This is a genomic window from Streptomyces sp. NPDC058964 (assembly GCF_042741275.1).
GTDB lineage: Bacteria > Actinomycetota > Actinomycetes > Streptomycetales > Streptomycetaceae > Streptomyces.
On record NZ_JBHYKH010000038.1, the window covers coordinates 1 to 20,162 of the forward strand.

Below are 20,162 nucleotides of genomic sequence, written 5' to 3' on the forward strand. Positions count from 1 at the left end.
ACCCCCGTCAATTTGTTAACGATCCGGGACGATATGGTGACCGACCAAAGTTTGTGTCCGAGGGGGGACTTGAACCCCCACGCCCGATAAAGGGCACTAGCACCTCAAGCTAGCGCGTCTGCCATTCCGCCACCCGGACCAGGTGTTGGCCGCCTTGCCGGGGCTGCGCCCCGCGGCGACATGGACAACAATACCAAGGTTTCGGAGTGCGTTTCACCTGCATATCCGCCGGTGAGGCGCGTGACCGCGAGTGGCCGCCCCGCTACGGCGACGCGACCCGGACCTGGAGGGCACGGACGAGTGCCGCGGCCGTCTCCTCGTCGAGCGGGGCGAGGAAGCGGCGCTCCGCGATCCGGCGCGCCCGCTCGGCCTCGCGCAGGCAGTCCCGGCCCGCGGGCGTGAGCTCGACGATGTTGCGGCGGCGGTCCCGCGGGCTGCGCCGGCGCTCCACCAGTCCCCGGTCCTCCAGGGAGTCGATCAGCGACACCATCGTCGTGCGGTCCACACCGAGCCGTCCGGCCACCTCGACCTGGGACAGCGGCTCGTCGCCGCAGAGCACCACCAGCACCGCCAGTTCGTGACCGTCCACGCCGTACGGCGCGAGAGCCTCCGCGGACGCACGGGTGAGCTTGGCCTGGGCGTGCTTGAGGAGGTAGCCGAGCCGGGATTCCAGGGGGGCCGGCCGCTGATCGCTGTCCACACGAAGACTGTACCGAAAACTGATCGTCAGCCTCGCTGATGATTTAGTACGCTGATGGTCATGACGACGACTGTGCGCTTCGGCATCAAGACCACTCCCATGCACGTGCCGTACGAGGACATCCGCCGCGTCTGGCTGGAGGCCGACGCGGTGCCGGAGATAGCAGACGCCTGGCTCTGGGACCATCTGCTGCCCGTGGCCGGGCCGAAGGACGGTCAGATCCACGAGGGATGGACGCTGCTCAGCGCGCTCGCCGCGCAGACCCGGCGGCTGCGCCTGGGACTGCTGGTGACCAGCAACCGAATCCGTCCGCCGGCCGTGCTCGGCAAGATGGCATCCACGGTGGACGTGATCTCGGGCGGGCGGCTCGTCCTGGGCCTCGGGGTAGGCGGCACGCACCAGCCGCCGGGCGCCGGCGGGATCCCGGGCGAGAACCCGGCGATCGCGGAGTACGAGGCGTACGGCCTCACCCTCGTCCCGCCCGCCGAGGGCATCGCCCGGCTCGCGGAGACCGTCGAGATCCTGAAGCTGATGTGGACGCGGGACGTCTTCGACTACACCGGCCGCCACTACCGGCTGAAGGGCACCCGGAACCAGCCGGGGCCGGTGCAGCGTCCCGGCCCTCCTGTGCTCGTCGGCGGCTGGGGCACACGCCTGCTGCGGCTGGTCGCCGAGCACGCCGACATCTGGAACGTGCCCGGGCCGCCGCACAACACCGTCGACTTCGTCGCGGGGCGCGCCCGGGTGCTGGACGCGCACTGCGCCGAGCTGGGGCGCGATCCGTCGGACATCATCCGCTCGGTGCAGGTCCTCGTCTCGTACGACGACCCGGCGGCGACCCGGGAGACGGTCGCCGCGCTCGTCGGTGCCGGGATGAACCACATCGTGCTCAGCCTGCCGCGTCCCTATCCGCGGGGAGTGGCGCGCTGGCTGGCCGACGAGATCATCGCCCGGTGGCACCCGTCCGGGACCGGCGCCACCGGGACCGGGCTCACGGCATGAGCTGGTAGTCCGGGAAGTTGCCGGGCAGCCGCTCCCCGGCCGGGCCCTGGGTCACCGCGCGCACCAGGAGCTCACCGCCCACGAACGCTCCGCGCCAGGAGGCGCCGAAGCCGCCGAACAGCTCGTCGCGGTCGCCACGGGAGCGCGGCTTGCCGTGGCCGACCTTGAAGGCGCGGACCTGCGGGGCGAGCCGGTCGTAGGTGGCCCGGTCGTCCGTGGAGAGGGTGGCGACCAGCGCACCGTTGGAGGCGTTCATCGCGGCGAGCAGCTCGGCCTCCGTGTCGACCAGGACGATGGTGTCCACCGGCCCGAACGGCTCCGCGTGGTGCAGCGGGGAGGACGGGGGCGGGCCCAGCAGCGTGACCGGCTGGACGTATGCCGAGGTGTCCTGGCCGGGCAGCAGGCGGGCGTCGGACAGCGCGCCGCGGTGCAGCGGGACGGCGCCCCGGTCGATGGCCTCGCCGACCTGCTCGTGCAGCTCCTTCGCCTTGGCCGCGTTGATCACCGGGCCGAAGTCCAGCTCGGGCGGAAGGTCGTCGGGGTGTCCGACGGCCAGCGGGTGGCCGACCTTGATCCCGCGGACCGCGGGGAGGTAGGCCGCGAGGAACTCGTCGAACAGCGTGCGCTGGACGACGAAGCGCGGGTACGCCGTGCAGCGCTGCTTGCCGTAGTCGAAGAGCTTGGGGATCACGGCGGTGAGCGCGTCCCAGCCGGAGAAGTTCCAGACGCCCCAGGTGTTGAGGCCCTCCTGTTCCAGTACGTGCCGCTTGCCGAGGTCGGCCACGGCGGTGGCCACCGCGGCGCCGGTGTCGCGGCCGCCGACGAAGGAGACGCAGCCGATCTCGGGCGCGCGGACCAGCGCCTCCGACAGCTCGCCCCCGCTGCCGCTGACGAGGGTGACGGGGATGCCCTCGCGGGCGGCCAGCGCCGAGGCCAGGGTGAGGCAGGCGACGCCGCCGTCGGTGGGGGTCTTGGCGATGACCGCGTTGCCCGCCAGTGCCTGCACCAGCATTGCGTGGACGAGCACGCTCATCGGATAGTTCCAGCTCGCGATGTTGGACACCGGCCCGTTGAGCGGTGCCCGGCCGGCGACCATCGGCTCGATGCCGTCGACGTACCAGCGCACGCCGTCGATCGCCCGGTCGACGTCGGCCTGGGCGAGCCGCCAGGGCTTGCCGATCTCCCAGACGAGCAGCAGCGCGAGCAGTTCGCGGTGCTCGGTGAGCGCGTCGAGGGTGGCCGCGACCCGGGCCCGGCGCTCCTCGAGGGGGACGTGCCGCCAGGCGCGGTGCTGGTCGAGCGAGGCCCGGACCGCCTGCCGGGCGGTGGCCGGGTCGAGCCGTGGCGCACCCGCGATGGGGCTGCCGTCGACCGGGGTGGTCGCGGGCAGCGCGCGGCCGTCGGTCCGCCAGGCGGCGCCGAAGAGGTTGAGGACGCGGTCGTCCCGGAAGGCCTCGGGGGCGGCGGCCAGGCAGCGCCGCCAGGCGTCGCTCCAGGCGGTGCCGGGCTTCAGCATGAGGGTGGGGCGGGTGGTGGTGAGCGTGGGTGCCATTCGTCTGCTCCGCTCTCGGGGCGGCGATGGGGGCGGGGTGTGGCCAGGGTCGTTCCCGGCGCCTGAGCGCGCTTCGACGCGGACTCGGGCGGGGCGGCCGCGTGCGGGGCCGGACGGCGGGGCGCGCGACGGCCGGGCCTGAGTGAGCGGCGCGGCACGTCGTGACCGGGCGGGTGCGGGATGCCGCACGGCCGGTCGCCGCATGGCCGTGGTCCGGGGCCGGTCCCGGGTGCTGTCACGCCGTGTTCCCCATATCTCCCGTACCAGTCGTGCCGTTTCGGCGGGTGTCCCGCCCACCCGCGCCCCGGCGGCTTCCTGTACCCCCTTCTTCACCGCGACGGTGAGCTGAGGCAACGGCAACTCCGCCTGGTCCGCTCCCTGTTGGGGGCGGACCAGCTGGTTCCGCCCTCTACGATCACCACAGCGACCGGCCGAGGGGGATCACATGAGCACAGCACCGCAGGAGCAAGGGCGCAGAGTCACCACACTGGAGCTCTTCTTCGATCTCGTCTTCGTGTTCACCCTCACCCAGCTGACCGTGCTGCTCGCCGGCGATCTGTCGTTCGCGACGGCCGGCCGCGTGGCGCTGATCTTCGTCGTGCTGTTCTGGATGTACGGCGCCTACGCCTACCTCACCAACCAGGTGCCGCCCGACCGGCCGTCCCGGCGCCTGCTGCTGATGCTCGGCATGGGCGCGTTCCTGGTGTGCGCGCTGGCGATACCGCGCGTCTTCGACGACACGGGCGTGGTCTTCGGGCTGGGGTTCCTGCTGGTCGTGGTCGTCCACACCGCGCTCTACACCCGCAGTCACGGCTGGGACTCGGTCTGGTACGGCGTGTCGAACGGGCTGGCGGCCCTGTCGGTGACCGCCGCGGGCCTCTTCGACGGGCTCGCGGCGGACGGGCTGTGGCTGCTCGCGATCGCCCTGCAGTTCGTGACCCCGTACGTGGCGGAGCACGGCCCCGGCCGCCGGGACGGACGCACCCCGGACGCCCTGCGGGTGCAGTTGGGCAGTCTGGACCCGGCGCACTTCGTGGAGCGGCACGGACTGCTGCTGATCATCGCGCTCGGCGAGTCGGTCATCTCCATCGGCGTGGGGATCGGCGATCTGCCGCTCACGCCGGGCCTGTTCGGCGGGGCGTTCCTGGCCCTCGCGCTCGCCGTCGCCCTGTGGTGGACCTACTTCGTACGGGACGAGGAGGGTGCGGAGGCCGCCTTCCGGGCGACGCCGCCGCCGGACCGGTGGCGGCTGGCGATGAACGCGTACTACTACGCCTTCCTGCCGATGCTGCTGGGCATCGCCTGCCTCGCCGCCGGGGTGAAGAAGGCGCTCGGCCACCTCACCGAGCACCTCCACACCGGCCCGTCACTCGCCCTCGCGGGCGGGGTCGCCCTGTTCCTCTCGGGTGACGTGGCGTTCCGTGCGGCGATGCGCCTGCGGCCGCTGCGATTCCGGACGGCCGCCACACCCGTGGCCCTGGCCTGCGCGCTGCTGGGCGTGCATGTCTGCGCGGCCGTCGAACTGCTGTCCCTGGTGGCCGTGCTGGCGGCGATGCTCGGCGTGGAGGCCCACTCGTGCGCGTCGGCGGCGAGGACTCAGGACTTCGCCCGCTCGTGATACGAGTGCCGGGTGTGTTCTGTGTGTTCGCGCATCAGCCGGGTGGCGAGCTGCTCGTCCTTGTCGGCGATGGCGGCGATCAGCTCCCGGTGTTCGGTCCAGGACCGGCCGCCCCGCAGACGGGCCACAGGGGTGTAGTACCACCGCACCCGGCGGTCCACCTGCGCGGCCAGCTCGGCGAGCACCGCGTTGCCGGCCAGCTCCATGATCTTGGCGTGGAAGGCGGCGTTCAGGGCGACGGCACTGGTCACGTCGTTGGAGGCAACGGCCTTCAGCCCCTGCGCCACGATCTCGTCGAGGGCGTCGACACCCGCCTCGTCCGCGTTCGCGGCGGCGAGCCGGGCCGCCTCGGCCTCCAGGAGCGTACGGACCGTGAGGAGCTGGTCGGCCTCCTCCTCGGTCGGCTCGTGCACGAAGGCGCCCTGGGCGGGCCGCAGATCGACCCAGCCCTCGGTGTTCAGCCGCTGGAGCGCCTCCCGGACCGGTTGCCGGGAGACGCCCAGGTGCCCGGCGAGTTCGCTCTCGACCAGGTGCTGGCCGGGCTGCAGCGCACGGGTCGTGACGAGTTCGAGCAGGGCCTCGTAGACGCGGTCGCGCAGCGGTCCGGGGCGTTCGAGCTTGGGCACTGCCCCCTGCGGCAGCCCGGTCGACAGCATTCGTGGTCCCCCTCCTCGGCAGGGCCGTGCACGGCGGACGGAAGGCTCACGCGCACTGGACGCCCAGTATCGATTGTCTTTCGTCTACAGTCCACGGCCCACAAGGGCCGGGGAGACGGGAAGCGGGGCGCGTCAGATCACGGCCGGAGCGTGCCACTCCCGCGCTCGCGCGCCCGCGCGGGCCCTCAGGGGCAGCGGACGACCTGACCGGCGTACGAGAGGTTCCCGCCGAAGCCGAACAGCAGCACAGGGTCGCCGGCGGAGATCTCGCCGCGCTCGACGAGCTTGGAGAGGGCGAGGGGGATGCTGGCGGCAGAGGTGTTGCCCGAGTCGGAGACATCACGCGCGACCACGGCGTTGACGGCGCCGAGCTTGTGGGCGAGGGGTTCGATGATGCGCAGGTTGGCCTGGTGCAGCACCACCGCGGCGAGGTCCTCGGGGGCGATGCCGGCCTTCTCGCAGGCACGACGGGCGATGGGCGGAAGCCGGGTGGTCGCCCACCGGTAGACGGCCTGCCCCTCCTGTGCGAACCGCGGCGGGGTGCCCTCGATCCGCACCGCGTGTCCCATCTCCGGCACCGACCCCCACAGCACGGGCCCGATCCCGGCCTCCTCCCCCGCGGCGCACGCCTCCACGACGGCGGCCCCGGCCCCGTCGCCCACGAGGACGCAGGTGGTGCGGTCGCTCCAGTCGGTCACCTCGGACATCTTGTCGGCGCCGATGACGAGGGCCCGGGTGGCCGCTCCCGCCCGGACGGTGTGGTCGGCGGTGGCCAGCGCGTGGGTGAATCCCGCGCAGACGACGTTGACGTCCATCGCGGCGGGCTGCGGAATGCCGAGCCGGGCCGCGACGCGGGCGGCGGTGTTCGGGGAGCGGTCGATCGCGGTGGAGGTGGCGACCAGGACCAGGTCGATGTCGTCGGGCGTGATACCGGCGGCGGCGAGGGCCTTGGCGGCCGCGTGCGCGGCGAGCTCGTCGACGGGCTCGTCGGGGCCGGCGATGTGCCGGGTCCGGATGCCCACGCGGCTGCGGATCCAGGCGTCACTGGTGTCGACCATGCCCTCCAGGTCCTCGTTGGTGAGCACCCGGGCGGGCTGGTAATGACCGACGGCGGTGATGCGCGAGCCGTTCATGTGGGGTCCCCCTCGTTGGCCGGTCTGTCGCGGGATCCATCAGTCTTGTCAGTGACTCGCGGGTACGACGGCAGCTGATGCCACAGGATTCGGGCGCCCTCGTTGTCGGCTTCCGTCAGACCCTCGGGCGCCCTGCCATTCACACGGTGAACAGCTGCGTCGCCTTCTGTACGAGCTCGTGCAGGCCGTATGCGAGCGGTGCCCCCACCCAGAGCCAGGCGACGGCTCTCAGGCCACGGCGGCTAGGCGGACTGCTGTCGCCGGACATCGGCGGCCTCCTTCGGGGCGGGGACGTGGTGGCGGGCGTGGACCGGGCGGACGAGCTGCGGTGATCAGTGGCAGAACGCCTTCGCGATCTCGGTCTCCGGGCGTGGCTTCGGCGCCCGGATCGCGGTGGAGCACGACGTGCCGCGTCCCGGCTCGGCGTGCGTGGACCGGGGCAACTGCACCGAGGTGTGCCCGACGGGGGCGCTGTCGTTCAGGTCGGAGTCCGACATGCGGGCGGCGGGCAGGTGGGACGAGTCGAAGCAGACCGGGACGACCACGGTGTGCGCCTGCTGCGGAGTGGGCTGCAACCTCACCCTCCATGTGCAGGAGAATGAGGTCGTGGAGGTCACCTCGCCGCACGACGGCCCGGTGACCGACGGCAATCTCTGCATCAAGGGCCGTTTCGGCTACCAGCACGTACAGAACCGGGGCTGATCAGGACATGGGACGAGTCACGGAGCGACGCAAGGTGATCCGGGTCCGGGACGGGGCGGTCGCCACCCGGCCCGACACGCTCGTCGCCGAGGAACCCCTGGAGATCAGGCTCAACGGCAAGTCCCTCGCGATCACCATGCGCACGCCGGGCGACGACTTCGCGCTGGCCGCGGGTTTCCTGGTGAGCGAGGGTGTGCTGGCCACGGCGTCCGACCTGCAGAACATCGTCTACTGCGCGGGCGCGACGGCGGACGGCTCGAACACCTACAACGTGGTGGACGTGCGGACCGCGCCGGGCGTCGCGCTCCCCGACTTCACGCTGGAGCGGAACGTCTACACGACCTCGTCGTGCGGGCTGTGCGGCAAGGCGAGTCTGGACGCGGTCCGTACGACGGCCCGCTGGCCGATCGCGGACACTCCCCCGGTGCGTGTCGAGCCCGCGCTGCTCTCGGCCCTCCCCGAGCGGCTGAGGGCGGCCCAGCGGGTGTTCGACCGGACCGGGGGGCTGCACGCGGCGGCCCTGTTCTCCGAGGAGGGGGAGTTGCTGGACGTACGGGAGGACGTGGGCCGGCACAACGCGGTCGACAAGCTGGTCGGCCGCGCCCTGCAGAACGGGGACCTGCCCCTGTCCCGCACGATCCTGCTGGTGTCGGGCCGGGCCTCCTTCGAGCTGGCGCAGAAGGCCGTGATGGCGGGCATCCCGGTGCTGGCGGCGGTCTCGGCGCCCTCCTCGCTGGCGGTGGACCTGGCCGCCGAGACGGGGCTGACGCTGGTGGGCTTCCTGCGGGGCAGCTCCATGAACGTGTACGCGGGCGAGCACCGGCTTGCGCTGCGGGCCGCGGCCGCCCAGGGCTGACCGGCTCCCGGCGGCACGGCGGCGGGGCCCCGACCGGCGGGGAGCGCCCCCCGCGCCGCAGGGGCCCGCCTCGGCTCCGGCCCGGGACTCCCGGTCGGCTCGGCGGCGGGGTGCCGGTGCGGCCGGTCAGCCGCCGGTGAGGCGCATCTGCCCGGCGGTCGCGACCGATCCCAGCCGCGGGAAGTCCAGCCGTACGGACGCCTCGTGCTCGGCGGCCGTGAACGCGGCCATGGTGTCCTCGGCGAAGACGAGTTCGTAGCCGAGGTCGTGGGCGGCGCGGGCGGTGGACTCGACGCCGAGGTTCGTGGCGATGCCGCCGAACACCAGTGTGGTGATGCCGCGGTCGCGCAGCCGCGCGTCGAGGTCCGTGCCCTGGAAGGCGCCGATGGTCCGCTTCACGATCTCCACGTCGCCGTCCTTGAGCAGACCGGCGGCCAGTCCGCTGCCGGGCGGCTGCTCGGCGACGCCGGTCCGCTCGACGCGGATCAGGACGACGAGCGCCCCGGCCGAGCGGAAGGCCGCGGCCAGTTCCTCGGCGGTGACGAGGACTTCGGTGCCCTTTCGGGGCTCCAGGGGCAGCGCCACGATGCGGTCCATCAGGTCGACGAGGACGAGTGCGGTGCGTGCCGGGTCGAGTACGAGGGGTGCGGTCATGACGGAACGTTAGCCGCCGTCAGCCGTCCGCGCCGGAAATCCGGATCAACATGCCCGTGAACCGGTCGCGTTCGGCCGACGAGAGGGGGGCGAGCAGGGTGTCGTTGGCCACGCCGGCCCCCAACTCGCACCGCTCCAGGTGGCGGCCCCCCACATCGGTGAGCGATACCGCCTTCTTTCGGCGGTCCCCCGGGTGCGGCTCGCGCACGACGACGCCCCCGACCCGGGCGCGGCCGCCCTCTTCGGTGAGCGAGACCGCGTTCTTGCGGCGGTCCCCGGGGTCCGGCTCGCGCACGACGAGGCCCGCGGCCTGCAGGTCGTTGAGGATGCCGACCAGGTCCTTGGGGTCGAGTGCCACTGCGCGGCCGAGGTCGGCCTGGGCGACGGGCGCGAGGTCGCGGACGGCGGAGAGCACCACGTGGTGCCACATCTTCAGGCCCTCGGCGGCGAGGGCGTCGGCCACCAGGGCGCGGCCGCGCGCCGCGGCGCGGCCGAGGAGCCAGCTGGGCAGGGAGCGGATCGCGAGGAGGGGGGCTTCGGCCATGGTGGCAGCCTAGCGAAAAAGCCGTTGGTCTTCCCAATGAATCTGGATACCATTGGGACCTCCAACGATTTCTGGAGGTGCGATGCGTCGCGTCCGGTACGAGTCCGCCGGCGGCCCCCTGTTCGTGGAGGAGGTCCCCGTGCCCGCTCCCGGCCCCGGCGAGCTCCTCGTACGCTGCGAGGCGGTCGGGGTCACGCTCCCCATCGTCCGCAAGGTCACGGAGGCCCCCGAGCCGGTCCCGCTGGGCGGCGAGATCGCCGGGCGCGTGGCAGCCGTCGGGGCGGGCGTGACCCGGTTCCGGGCCGGCGACCCGGTGACGGGACTGTGCTTCGGGCACGGCTACGCCGACTTCGCGGCCCTGCACGAGGCCATGGCCTCCCCCGTGCCCGACGGCGCCTCGGCCGTGGACGCGGTCGCGCTGGTGCGCAGCGGCCTGGTCGCCCTCGGCGCCCTGGAGGCCGCACGCCCCGCACCCGTCGAGGCCGCCCTGGTCACGGCCGCGGCGAGCGGTGTCGGGCAGCTCGCCGTGCAGCTGGCCCGCCTGCGGGGCGCGGCACGGGTGGTGGGGGCGGTCTCCGACCCGGCCAAGGCGGACTTCGTCCGCTCCCTCGGCGCCGACGAGGTCGTCCTGTACGGCGACGACGACTGGGGAGACCCTGTCGACTACGTGCTGGACGCGGTCGGCGGCGAGCTGCTCACCCCGGCGCTCGCCGCGCTCGCCCCGGGCGGCCGGCTGGTGGCGTACAGCTCGGGTGGCGGGACGATCCGGGCGTACGACCTGCTGGTGGGCGCCAAGTCGGTCATCGGTTTCCAGATGGCCCTGATCGCCCGCGGGCAGCCGGAGCTGTACGAGCGGTGGCGGCGGGAGCTGTGGCGGCTGTTCGCCGACGGGGCCCTGAGGCCCGCCGTGCACGGGGAGTTCGCGCTGACGGACGCGGCGCGGGCGCACGAGGTCGTCGAGTCGCGGAGCAACCTCGGCAAGGTCGTGCTGCGCCCCTGAACCCCCGAAGTGGCTGCACGCTCCTTGTGGGGCGCCGGAGGCCCCAACTACCGTCGGTGAAGCGCCCGTTGGACATCGGATGTCCGAATGTCCCGATGACCGGATGGACTCATGTCCCTGTGTCTGCGACGCGTGAAGGGCAGGTCGCACCATGCCGTCAAGACTCCGTGCACGACTGAGAGCCGCCCTGGCCGCCGCCTTCGCGGCGGCCGCGCTGTCGGTGCTGCCGAACCCGGCGCACGCCCAGCAGGCCCAGCAGGCCCAGCAGGCCACCAGCAGCCCCGACTTCGAGCAGCAGATCCTCTTCAAGGCGTCCCAGGACCCCGGATACGCCTGCTTCCGCATCCCGGCGATCGTGAGGACGACCGACGGCACGCTCCTCGCGTTCGCCGAGGGCCGGGTCCTCAACTGCGGTGACGCGGCGGACATCGACATCGTGGTGAAGCGCTCCACCGACGGCGGACGCACCTGGGGCCCGCTGCGCGTGGTCACCGAGGGCGCCGGCGACACCCATGGCAATCCGGCGCCGATCGTGGACCGCGGCACCGGCCGCATCCTGCTGGCCGAGACGTACAACACGGGCCGTACGGACGCCGCGAGCTGTTCCGTCCCCTGCGACCGCACCCCGCACCTGCAGTACAGCGACGACGACGGCCTGACCTGGTCCCGGCCGCGCGATCTGAGCCCCGAGATCCTGCCCGCCGACTGGAACTCCTGGTACGCCACCGGCCCGGTGCACGGCCTCCGGCTCACCCGCGGCGCGGACGCCGGACGGCTGGTGTTCGGCGTCAACACCGAGACCTGGGACGGCAGCCGGGTCACCGCCAACCACGCGGCGCTGATCGTCAGCGACGACGGCGGCGACCACTGGCGGATCGGTGCCACCGACACCTGGCCGATCGCCGCCGACGGCACCTTCCGGCAGAAGCCGTCCGAGCTGGCCCTCACCGAGCGCGGCGACGGCTCCCTCCTGGTCAGCGGCCGCGAACAGGACGGCACCGACCTCGGCCACCGCACCCAGACGGTCAGCCGCGACGGCGGCGACAGCTTCGCCGCGCCCTTCCGGGACCTCCCCGGCCTCTACGCCCCGCAGGTCCAGGGCTCCACCCTCCGCCTGGGCGACCGCATCCTGCTGGCCTGCCCCGGCGACCCGGACCGCCGCCGCACCATGATGATCCGCTCGTCCTACGACGGCGGACGCACCTGGGACAGTGTGGACCGCGGCACGGTCGTCACCACGGACTGGTCCGGCTACTCGGACATGGTGCGCGTCGACCACGGCACCGTGGGCCTGATGTACGAGGGCGGGGCGGTCGACGCGCGCGACGAGATCCGCTTCGCCCGCTTCACCGAGGACTGGCTCCAGCCCCGCCGCGGCCCCGACCCGACCACCGCCGACCGCGCCCCGCACGCCCGGCGCGCGGCCGTCCTCGGCGGCGCGGAGGAGACCGACGGCGTCGTCGGCGGCGCCCTGGAGTTCGACGGGACCGACGACGCCGTACGCCTGCCCTACGACGGCCGGCTCCCGCTCGGCACCGAGGACTTCACCGCGTCCCTGTGGTTCCGGTACACCGCGGCCACCGGCGAGCAGCCGATGCTGTGGATGGGCGGCACCGGCTCGACGCAACCGCAGGTGTGGCTGCGCGGCGAGCCGGACAGCGGCCGGGTGCGGGCCCTGATGACCGTGCGCGACGGCGCGACGGCCGTCCGCACGGCGTCGCTGTGGACCACCGGCGCGTACAACGACGGCCAGTGGCACCATCTGGTGCTGCGCCGGGACGGGGGTACCTCCCTGCTCGGGCAAGGCCGAGAGCTTGGGGGAGGGCGGCTGACCCTCTTCGTCGACGGGGTGCAGTCCTCCGTCGCCGATGTGACGGGTTCCGTCAGCCGCAACTCCCCGTTCGGCGTGCACATCGGCCAGCGCATGGACAGCCGGGCCTTCTTCACCGGGGCAATCGACGACGTCCACGTCTGGGACCGCGCGCTGACCGACGGAGAGCTGTCCGACCCGAAGACGCTCCGGTCCACGAAGGACACCGTGCTGTGGCTGCCCATGGACCACGTGAGCGGCGGCCGCTGACGTCCCGGCGCCCGACGGCCGGGCGACCGGGCGACCGGGCGACCGCCTGTTCGGCGTACCTGGCGCGGGGCCGATCAGCCGGGCCGCACCCCCGGCGGTCCGAGGCTGCCGCGCGGTCGGGCGGCCCCGCACAACCCGCAGGCGCACGCGGTGCCCGGCGGGGGAGACGGACGCTCAACGCGAAGGTGGCCCTGTACCGATCGCGGTCCGTGACGCCGCGGCCGGTGCGGACGGCTCCGTGACCTCCGGGTCGCGCACCCGGCGCTTGGCGATGACCGCGCACACCATCAGCTGCATCTGGTGGAAGAGCATCAGCGGCAGCACGGCCAGGGAGGCGTGCGCGCCGAACAGGACACTGGCCATGGGCAGTCCGGAGGCGAGGGACTTCTTCGACCCGGCGAACTGGATGGCGATCCGGTCCTCGCGGCCGAACCGCAGCGCCTTGGCGCCGTACCAGGTCAGGGCGAGCATCACGGCGAGCAGGGCGGCCTCGACGGCGAGCAGTCCGGCCAGCCGGACGGGACTCACCTGGTGCCAGATGCCCTGGACCATGCCCTCGCTGAACGCGGCGTAGACGACGAGCAGGATCGAGCCGCGGTCGACGAGCCCGAGGACCTTCTTGTGCCGGGCCACGAAGCCGCCGATCCACGGGCGCAGCACCTGTCCGGCCAGGAACGGCACCAGCAGCTGCAGCACGATCTTCACCAGGGAGTCGGTGGAGAAGCCGCCGCCGCTGTTGCCGAGCAGCGCCGCCGCGAGGAGCGGGGTGAGGACGATGCCGACGAGGGAGGAGAAGGAGCCCGCGCAGATGGCGGCGGGCACGTTGCCCCGGGCGATCGACGTGAACGCGATCGACGACTGGATCGTCGAGGGCACGAGGGTGAGGAACAGCAGCCCCTGGTAGAGCGGTTGGGTCAGGAGCACCGGCACGAGTCCGCGCGCGGCCAGGCCGAGCAGCGGGAAGACGACGAAGGTGCAGGCCAGGACGGTGACATGGAGGCGCCAGTGGCGCAGCCCGTCCAGTGCCTCACGGGTGGACAGGCGGGCGCCGTAGAGGAAGAACAGGAAGGCGATCGCGGCGGTGGAGGCGCCGGACGCCACGTCGGCGGCCGTGCCGCGGGCCGGGAGGAGCGCCGCGAGGCCCACCGTCCCGAGCAGCAGCAGGATGTACAAGTCGATCGGCATCCGACTCGGCCGGCGCAGGCGTTTCACGGTGCTCCACTTGCTGTTCGTCAGAGGTGTCGTGTCCGGGTGTCCGGGGCGCGGGGCCCCTCTCCATCGTCCTCCCCGACGCAGCGATCGGGAATCCTGCACACCACTCTGACTGTCATCACGTTCCACGATAGCCTGTCCACGTGTACGACCCCTCTCATCTGCGGACCTTCCTGGCGGTCGCCCAGACGCTCAGCTTCACCCAGGCCGCCCGGCGGCTGGGGCTGCGTCAGTCCACCGTGAGCCAGCACGTGCGGCGCCTGGAGGACGCCACCGGGCGTCTGCTGTTCGCCCGCGACACCCATTCCGTGGAGCTGACCGAGGACGGTGAGGCCATGCTGGGCTTCGCCCGGCGGATCCTGGAGGTGCACGAGCAGGCGACGGCGTTCTTCACGGGCACCCGGGTGCGCGGCCGGCTGCGCTTCGGAGCCTCCGAGGACTTCGTCCTCACCCGGCTGCCGGAGATCCTGGAGGGCTTCCGCTACGACCACCCGGAGGTCGACCTGGAGCTGACGGTCGAACTGTCGGGGACCCTGCACGAACAGCTGACCGCCGGGAAGCTGGACCTCGTGCTGGCCAAGCGGCGGCCCGAGGATCCGCGCGGTGAGCTCGTCTGGCACGACGACCTGGTGTGGATCGGCGCGGAACGGCTCCGCCTGGACCCCGACCGCCCGGTGCCGCTGATCGTCTACCCGCCGCCGGGCATCACCCGGGCGCTGGCCCTGGAGGCGCTGGAGCGGCAGGGCCGGGAGTGGCGCATCGTCTGCACGAGCGGCAGCCTGAACGGGCTGATCGCGGCGGCGCGGGCGGGGCTGGGGGTGATGGCGCACTCACGGGGCCTGGTTCCGCCGGGGTTGTTCCGGGTCCCCGAGCGGGCGGGGCTGCCCGAGCTGGGCAAGGTCGACTTCGTACTGGTCCACGGCCGACGGCGCCCCTCGGCGCAGGGAGCGGCGGACGCGCTGGCGGCGGCGATCCTGGCGGGCGGGGTACGACTGCACCGACGCGGAACCTAGCCGCCCCGCCCCCGGGCGGCCACGGGGGCGGGCGGGCAGGCGTCTGGGCCGGTTCCGGCAAGTTCCGGCCCGGTCGTGGCGGTACGGGGCATGCCCCGTGGTGTGACGGAATCCGGGGCCGCGGCGCTGGACAGGGAAATGGCAGCGCCCGGCGCGGGACACCCGGGGGCGGCCGAGGGGCCGTAATCGGGTCGTACAGATTCGGTGGAGATTACGGCAGCGGAACTTACTGAAGCGTAAGGATTCTGTCCGACCCTTCCCCATGTGAGGGCATTTTCCAGGCGTCGGCCGGGCCTTACGTGAGCATTGCTCGATTTCGCACCCCCTCCCGCCCCGTCTCCGCGTGGGGTAGCTTTCACGGCGCTGTGCGGAGCGTCACTGAGGAGCGAGGAGCGGGGAGCGGGGTTTGCGCGAGTTCACCAACCCTCCGTTGGTGTCGGAGCCGCCGGTGGGCGGTCTGGCCGACGTCGTCTTCGAGCGTGCCCAGCAGGACCCGCTGCACGTCGCGCTGGGCCGCAAGGACGAGCTCGGCCAGTGGCGGGACGTGACCTCGGCCGAGTTCCGGGACGAGGTGCTCGCCCTGGCCAAGGGGCTGCTGGCCCGTGGCGTCCGGTTCGGCGACCGGGTCGCCATCATGTCCCGCACCCGCTACGAGTGGACCCTCTTCGACTTCGCCCTGTGGACGATCGGTGCCCAGGTGGTGCCGATCTACCCCACGTCCTCCGCCGAGCAGTGCTTCTGGATGCTGTACGACGCCGAGTGCACGGCCGCGGTCGTGGAGCACGAGGACCACGCGATGACGATCGCCACCGTCATCGACCGGCTCCCCCGGCTGGGACAGCTGTGGCAGCTGGACTCGGGCGCCGTGCAGGAGCTGTACGACGCCGGTGCGCACCTCGACGACGAGATGGTGCACCGGCACCGGCAGGCGGTCACCCCCGACTCGATCGCCACGATCATCTACACGTCGGGCACGACGGGTCGCCCCAAAGGCTGCGTCCTGTCGCACGGGAACTTCATGTTCGAGGCGGACACGGTCATCCAGCGCTGGGAGCCGGTGTTCCACTCGAAGAAGGGCGACGAGGCGGCGACGCTGCTGTTCCTGCCGCTGGCGCACGTCTTCGGGCGGATGGTCGAGGTGGCCGCGGTCCGCGGCGGGGTCCGCTTCGGGCACCAGCCGCAGCTGAACGCGGCCGCGCTGCTGCCCGACCTGGCCGCGTTCCGGCCGACCTTCATCCTGGCGGTGCCGTACATCTTCGAGAAGGTGTTCAACGCCGCGCGCCGTAAGGCGGAGAAGGAGGGCAAGGCCGGGCCGTTCGAGAAGGCGGTCGAGGTGGCGGTGAAGTACGCGGACGCGGTGGAGGCGAAGGCGTGGGGCACCGGGCCCGGGCCCTCCGCCGGTCTACGCGTGCAGCACCAGTTCTTCGACAAGGTGGTCTACGCGAAGGTACGGGCGGCGATGGGCGGCCGGATCCGGAACGCGATGTCCGGCGGTTCGGCGATGGACCGCCGGCTCGGCCTGTTCTTCGCGGGCGCGGGCGTGCAGATCTACGAGGGCTACGGCCTGACCGAGTCGACCGCGGCCGCCACCGCCAACCCTCCCGAGCGCACCCGCTACGGCACGGTCGGGCAGGCCGTGCCCGGCACGACCGTGCACATCGCGGACGACGGGGAGGTCTGGCTGAACGGCGGCCATGTCTTCCAGGGCTACCTCAACAACCAGAAGGCCACCGACGAGAGCCTGCACGACGGCTGGCTGGCCACCGGCGACCTGGGCTCCCTGGACGAGGACGGGTATCTCACCATCACCGGCCGCAAGAAGGAGATCCTGGTGACCTCCGGCGGCAAGAGCGTCTCGCCCGGTGTGCTGGAGGAGCGGGTCCGTGACCATCCGCTGGTCAACCAGTGCGTCGTCGTCGGCAACGACCGCCCGTACATCGCGGCCCTGGTCACCCTGGACCAGGAGGCGGTGGAGCACTGGCTGCAGATGCGCGGCAAGCCGCGGATGACCGCGGCGGAGCTGGTGCGCGACCCCGACCTGGAGACGGAGGTGCGGCGCGCGGTGGTCGCCGCCAACACCCTCGTCTCGCAGGCCGAGTCGATCCGCACCTTCCGCATCCTGGCCCAGCCGTTCACCGAGGAACACGGCCTGCTCACCCCGTCGCTGAAGCTGAAGCGCAAGGCGATCGAGAACGCCAACGCCAACGAGGTGGAGGCCCTCTACCGGGCCTGACGCGGCGTCGGGTGAGCAGGCGACGTGCGCGCGGAAGATCTTGTCGGAACCGTCCGCCGCACGTGCGTTGTTGTCGCGGTCGGCGCAGATGCGGCCGTACGTGCCGGCGCTCTCGTGGGCGCCGTTGTCCGGACGCGCCACAGCCGTTCGCCGCGCACGAACCCGTCGGCCGCGAACGAGCAGGAGCCCGCGATGCGTTCGGCGGCCGGTCGCGTCCCAGCGGCGGTTCACCGCCGGACAGACGTGCAAGTGCAGCCGGGGCTTTGCCAGATCTTTTCATCCGATGTCTACCGAGCGGTCCGTTCCGCCCGCCGGACCTCGGACAGAGTCTCGTTCATGGATGCGTACCCGCTTTCCTGAAGCGAGGGCCTGAAAAGCACAGACAGGGTGCCATACGGAGAGTACCGACAGCCTGTGACGGTCGATGACAGCCACAGGCATTCACATGTGCGCATCATGTTCATCGATGCGTTCGGCGACGCGATACGGAGTCCTCGGATGACAGGCGCCGGTCGATGGTCCGGACCGATAACGTCGGATGCATTTCCGGCCATTCTCGACCTCCGGCGCCGACCCACCGGTCAGTTCCGACGGATTCGGCGGTCAGGAATGCATCCGGGCCCGTGATCGTTGACGATGGTGGTATCACCTGTCGACAACCGAAGGATCAAGAGCTCGTGAGCAGCAAGGTCCCCCCGATCATCCTCAACAACGGCGTCGAGATGCCCCAGCTGGGGTTCGGCGTCTGGCAGGTGCCCGACGACGAGGCCGAGCGGGCCGTCGCCACGGCGCTCGAGGCCGGGTACCGCAGCATCGACACAGCGGCGATCTACGGCAACGAAGAGGGCACCGGCAAGGCGATCGCCGCCTCGGGCCTGCCCCGTGAGGAAGTCTTCGTCACCACCAAGCTCTGGAACAGCGACCAGGGGTACGACTCCACACTGCGTGCCTTCGACACGTCCCTGGAGAAGCTGGGCCTGGACTACCTCGACCTGTACCTGATCCACTGGCCGCTGCCGGCCCGGGGCAAGTACACCGACACCTACAAGGCGTTCGAGAAGCTCGCGTCCGACGGCCGGGTCCGCGCCATCGGTGTCTCCAACTTCCTTCCGCAGCACCTGGAGCGGCTGATCGCCGAGACCTCGGTCATCCCGGCGGTCAACCAGATCGAACTCCACCCGCATCTGCAGCAGCACGCGGCCCGTGACTTCCACGCGGAGCAGGGCATCGCGACCGAGGCCTGGTCCCCACTCGGCCAGGGCAGGGGCCTGCTGGAGGTGCCGGCGATCGTCGCCATCGCCCAGAAGCACAACCGCACCCCGGCCCAGGTCGTGCTGCGCTGGCACCTGCAGCAGGGCAACATCGTGATCCCGAAGTCCGTGACGCCGTCGCGGATCGAGGAGAACATCGACGTCTTCGACTTCGGTCTGGACACCGAGGACCTCGCGGCCATCAGCGCGCTGAACGAGGACCGGCGGCTGGGCCCCGACCCGGCCACCTTCGACATGGGCTGACCCCCGGCACACACGAGTCCCATGGCCCGGTACGGCAGTACCGGGCCATGGGGCCGTACAACTCCCCCTCGGGAGGCGTGGGTCGGGGGCCGGCCGGGGATCAGTCGGGCCGTACGTCGGCGTGGATGACCTCGAACTCCTCCAGCCCGGTCACGGTGGCGTGCGCCTTGGCGGTCTCCTCGTACCGGACGTGCGCCAACGTCGTGCGGGCCGCGGCCAGGGACTCCCGGTCGACGAACAGGACGCTGACCATCCCGCGTCCACCTTCCCGGTCGGTGAACAGGGAGGTCCTGGCCAGACCCGGGAGCATCTCCAGCCGTGGGAGCACACCGGCCCGGTAGACGTCGACCAGGAGGTCCGTGTCGGCGGGCTCGAACTCCAGCCTGGCGAGGCGCAGTCCGCCGCCCATTCTCGGCATCCGGACGGAGTGGAAGACCGCCGCCTCGTAGTTGCCGACCGCCACGGTTGCGGCGAACGGCTCCAGGAGGTCACCGCGCCGCTCGCGCATCACTTCGTCGCTGTTGTGCCTGGCCTGCTCCGAGTCCCACCAGCTCACCGCGAACAGTTTGCCGAGTTCCCGGTCGACGAAGACACCCGCGCCCCGGTATCCCGGCCGCTCCTCGAGCAGGTCCCGGCCTTCCGTGTTCAGGGCCCGCACGGCCGTGTCGATCTTCGCGGGGTCACCGGTCGCATAAACGGTCCGTACGAACATGACCCTTCGCCTCCCAGAACCACGTGGTAACGGACACGAATTTCCGGAATGTTCGATATCGACAGTTTCCCGGCGGGAGCGAATCGCCGCAAATGACGCCCGCCGACGCCGAGGGCACCCGTTCGCGCCACAGGGCTTGACGAGGCCACGTAAAGAGGGCCACCTTGTAGCGAACGCGGTAAGGAAACTTTCCTAACAGAAGGGTCCCCCACAGTGCGCATCCGAACACTGACCCTCGCCGCGGCCTCCGGGGCCGCACTGCTCGCCGCCGGAGTGCTCCCCGCAAGCGCCTCCGGCACCACCAACCCGGCGTCCGCCCAGGAGGGCTCGGTCAGCGCGGCCGACCTGCTCGCCAAGGTGACGTCCTGTTCCCAGATATCGAACGGCAAGTACAAGACCGACGACGAGACCTCGGCCACGGTCCCCGTGTGCGGCAAGAACGGCGCGGTGTTCTGGAAGGCCGACATGGACATCGACTGTGACGGCCAGCGGACCACGAACTGCAACGAGGACCGCGATCCCTGGTACCAGGACGACACGGCCTTCCACCAGTCCGACGGCAACCCGCTGAAGGCGGAGTCGCTGCCCTACGTCGTCGTGCCCAGCTCCAGCAGCATCTGGAACTACTCCAGCGCCGGTATCAAGGGCGGCGGAGTGGTCGCGGTCATCTACAACAACAAGGTCGAGTACGCGGTCGTCGGCGACACCGGTCCCACGAAGATCATCGGCGAGGCCTCGTACGCCACCGCCAAGGCGCTCGGCATCGACCCCGACCCGGCGACCGGCGGCGCCGACTCCGGCGTGACGTACATCCTGTTCAAGAACTCCAAGGTCTCCCCCATCGAGAGCCACAGCGCGGCGGTGACCCTCGGCGACCAGCTGGCGAAGCAGTTCATCCGGAACAACTGACCGAGCCGGCAGGGGAAGAGGGCCCGGGTCCCCTCGGGGTGCGGGTCCGGGCCGCACGCGGACGGCAGTTGG

18 protein-coding genes, 1 tRNA gene and 1 pseudogene are annotated in these 20,162 nt (G+C 71.9%); 10 read left to right on the top strand and 10 right to left on the bottom strand.

The genetic code is table 11. The annotated features are described in order from the left end of the window. Window positions 1-54: 54 nt before the first annotated feature. Window positions 55-139, bottom strand: a tRNA-Leu gene (locus ACFW2E_RS07575). Between the two features lie 123 nt (window positions 140-262). Continuing rightward, window positions 263-700, bottom strand: a complete 438-nt coding sequence (locus ACFW2E_RS07580; RefSeq protein ID WP_384462876.1) for a MarR family winged helix-turn-helix transcriptional regulator — start codon at window positions 698-700, stop codon at window positions 263-265. A gap of 54 nt (window positions 701-754) precedes the next feature. Here ACFW2E_RS07580 and ACFW2E_RS07585 point away from each other — a divergent pair, with 54 nt between their 5' ends. Continuing rightward, the gene (locus ACFW2E_RS07585; RefSeq protein WP_384462879.1) at window positions 755-1,702 is read left to right on the top strand and encodes an LLM class flavin-dependent oxidoreductase; all 948 of its coding nucleotides are present in this window, start codon (window positions 755-757) and stop codon (window positions 1,700-1,702) included. On the opposite strand, the gene ACFW2E_RS07590 is transcribed toward ACFW2E_RS07585, so the two are convergent. Further along, window positions 1,692-3,254 (bottom strand): aldehyde dehydrogenase family protein, encoded by a 1,563-nt coding sequence (locus ACFW2E_RS07590; RefSeq protein WP_384462882.1) that lies wholly within the window; start codon window positions 3,252-3,254, stop codon window positions 1,692-1,694. The two genes, ACFW2E_RS07585 and ACFW2E_RS07590, sit on opposite strands and share 11 nt — an antisense overlap. Before the next feature lie 445 nt (window positions 3,255-3,699). Between ACFW2E_RS07590 and ACFW2E_RS07595 the strand changes: the two genes are divergently transcribed. Then, window positions 3,700-4,872, top strand: coding sequence for a low temperature requirement protein A (locus tag ACFW2E_RS07595; RefSeq protein WP_384462885.1), 1,173 nt, complete (start codon window positions 3,700-3,702; stop codon window positions 4,870-4,872). Here the strand turns inward: ACFW2E_RS07595 and ACFW2E_RS07600 are convergent. From ACFW2E_RS07600 to ACFW2E_RS07610, 3 genes are all read right to left on the bottom strand, one after another. Further along, window positions 4,851-5,528, bottom strand: coding sequence for a GntR family transcriptional regulator (locus ACFW2E_RS07600; RefSeq protein ID WP_384462887.1), 678 nt, complete (start codon window positions 5,526-5,528; stop codon window positions 4,851-4,853). The genes ACFW2E_RS07595 and ACFW2E_RS07600 overlap by 22 nt on opposite strands. 185 nt (window positions 5,529-5,713) lie before the next feature. After that, window positions 5,714-6,661 carry a beta-ketoacyl-ACP synthase III gene (locus ACFW2E_RS07605; RefSeq protein ID WP_384462890.1) on the bottom strand — a complete coding sequence of 316 codons (948 nt, stop codon included), beginning with the start codon at window positions 6,659-6,661 and terminating at the stop codon, window positions 5,714-5,716. A gap of 139 nt (window positions 6,662-6,800) precedes the next feature. Further along, a complete protein-coding gene (locus tag ACFW2E_RS07610) occupies window positions 6,801-6,929 on the bottom strand; it encodes a hypothetical protein (RefSeq protein WP_384462893.1) in 129 nt (42 codons plus the stop codon). Between the two features lie 53 nt (window positions 6,930-6,982). Here ACFW2E_RS07610 and ACFW2E_RS07615 point away from each other — a divergent pair. Further along, a pseudogene (locus ACFW2E_RS07615) lies at window positions 6,983-7,363 on the top strand (Fe-S-binding domain-containing protein); the annotation flags it as partial. 7 nt (window positions 7,364-7,370) lie between these two features. Further along, a complete protein-coding gene (fdhD, locus tag ACFW2E_RS07620) occupies window positions 7,371-8,219 on the top strand; it encodes a formate dehydrogenase accessory sulfurtransferase FdhD (RefSeq protein ID WP_384462896.1) in 849 nt (282 codons plus the stop codon). A 126-nt stretch (window positions 8,220-8,345) separates the two neighbouring features. On the opposite strand, the gene ACFW2E_RS07625 is transcribed toward fdhD, so the two are convergent. After that, window positions 8,346-8,873, bottom strand: a complete 528-nt coding sequence (locus ACFW2E_RS07625; protein ID WP_384462899.1) for an isochorismatase family protein — start codon at window positions 8,871-8,873, stop codon at window positions 8,346-8,348. 19 nt (window positions 8,874-8,892) lie between these two features. Beyond that, complete coding sequence (locus ACFW2E_RS07630; RefSeq protein WP_384462901.1) at window positions 8,893-9,417, bottom strand: MarR family winged helix-turn-helix transcriptional regulator; 525 nt, start codon at window positions 9,415-9,417, stop codon at window positions 8,893-8,895. Between the two features lie 82 nt (window positions 9,418-9,499). Between ACFW2E_RS07630 and ACFW2E_RS07635 the strand changes: the two genes are divergently transcribed. Next, complete coding sequence (locus tag ACFW2E_RS07635) at window positions 9,500-10,417, top strand: zinc-binding alcohol dehydrogenase family protein (protein WP_384462903.1); 918 nt, start codon at window positions 9,500-9,502, stop codon at window positions 10,415-10,417. A gap of 151 nt (window positions 10,418-10,568) precedes the next feature. Then, the gene (locus ACFW2E_RS07640; RefSeq protein ID WP_384462906.1) at window positions 10,569-12,497 is read left to right on the top strand and encodes an exo-alpha-sialidase; all 1,929 of its coding nucleotides are present in this window, start codon (window positions 10,569-10,571) and stop codon (window positions 12,495-12,497) included. Between the two features lie 174 nt (window positions 12,498-12,671). On the opposite strand, the gene ACFW2E_RS07645 is transcribed toward ACFW2E_RS07640, so the two are convergent. Further along, window positions 12,672-13,682, bottom strand: a complete 1,011-nt coding sequence (locus ACFW2E_RS07645) for a bile acid:sodium symporter family protein (protein WP_384462909.1) — start codon at window positions 13,680-13,682, stop codon at window positions 12,672-12,674. Window positions 13,683-13,852: 170 nt separating this feature from the next. On the opposite strand from ACFW2E_RS07645, the gene ACFW2E_RS07650 reads away from it, so the two are divergent. From ACFW2E_RS07650 to ACFW2E_RS07660, 3 genes are all read left to right on the top strand, one after another. After that, complete coding sequence (locus ACFW2E_RS07650) at window positions 13,853-14,722, top strand: LysR substrate-binding domain-containing protein (protein ID WP_384462912.1); 870 nt, start codon at window positions 13,853-13,855, stop codon at window positions 14,720-14,722. 406 nt (window positions 14,723-15,128) lie between these two features. Next, the gene (locus ACFW2E_RS07655; protein ID WP_384462915.1) at window positions 15,129-16,955 is read left to right on the top strand and encodes an AMP-dependent synthetase/ligase; all 1,827 of its coding nucleotides are present in this window, start codon (window positions 15,129-15,131) and stop codon (window positions 16,953-16,955) included. A 677-nt stretch (window positions 16,956-17,632) separates the two neighbouring features. Next, the gene (locus ACFW2E_RS07660; protein ID WP_384462918.1) at window positions 17,633-18,469 is read left to right on the top strand and encodes an aldo/keto reductase; all 837 of its coding nucleotides are present in this window, start codon (window positions 17,633-17,635) and stop codon (window positions 18,467-18,469) included. A gap of 100 nt (window positions 18,470-18,569) precedes the next feature. Here the strand turns inward: ACFW2E_RS07660 and ACFW2E_RS07665 are convergent, their stop codons facing one another. After that, window positions 18,570-19,181, bottom strand: coding sequence for a hypothetical protein (locus ACFW2E_RS07665; RefSeq protein ID WP_384462921.1), 612 nt, complete (start codon window positions 19,179-19,181; stop codon window positions 18,570-18,572). Window positions 19,182-19,394: 213 nt separating this feature from the next. Here ACFW2E_RS07665 and ACFW2E_RS07670 point away from each other — a divergent pair, with 213 nt between their 5' ends. After that, window positions 19,395-20,090, top strand: a complete 696-nt coding sequence (locus tag ACFW2E_RS07670; protein WP_384462924.1) for a glycoside hydrolase family 75 protein — start codon at window positions 19,395-19,397, stop codon at window positions 20,088-20,090. The last annotated feature ends 72 nt before the right edge of the window (window positions 20,091-20,162 follow it).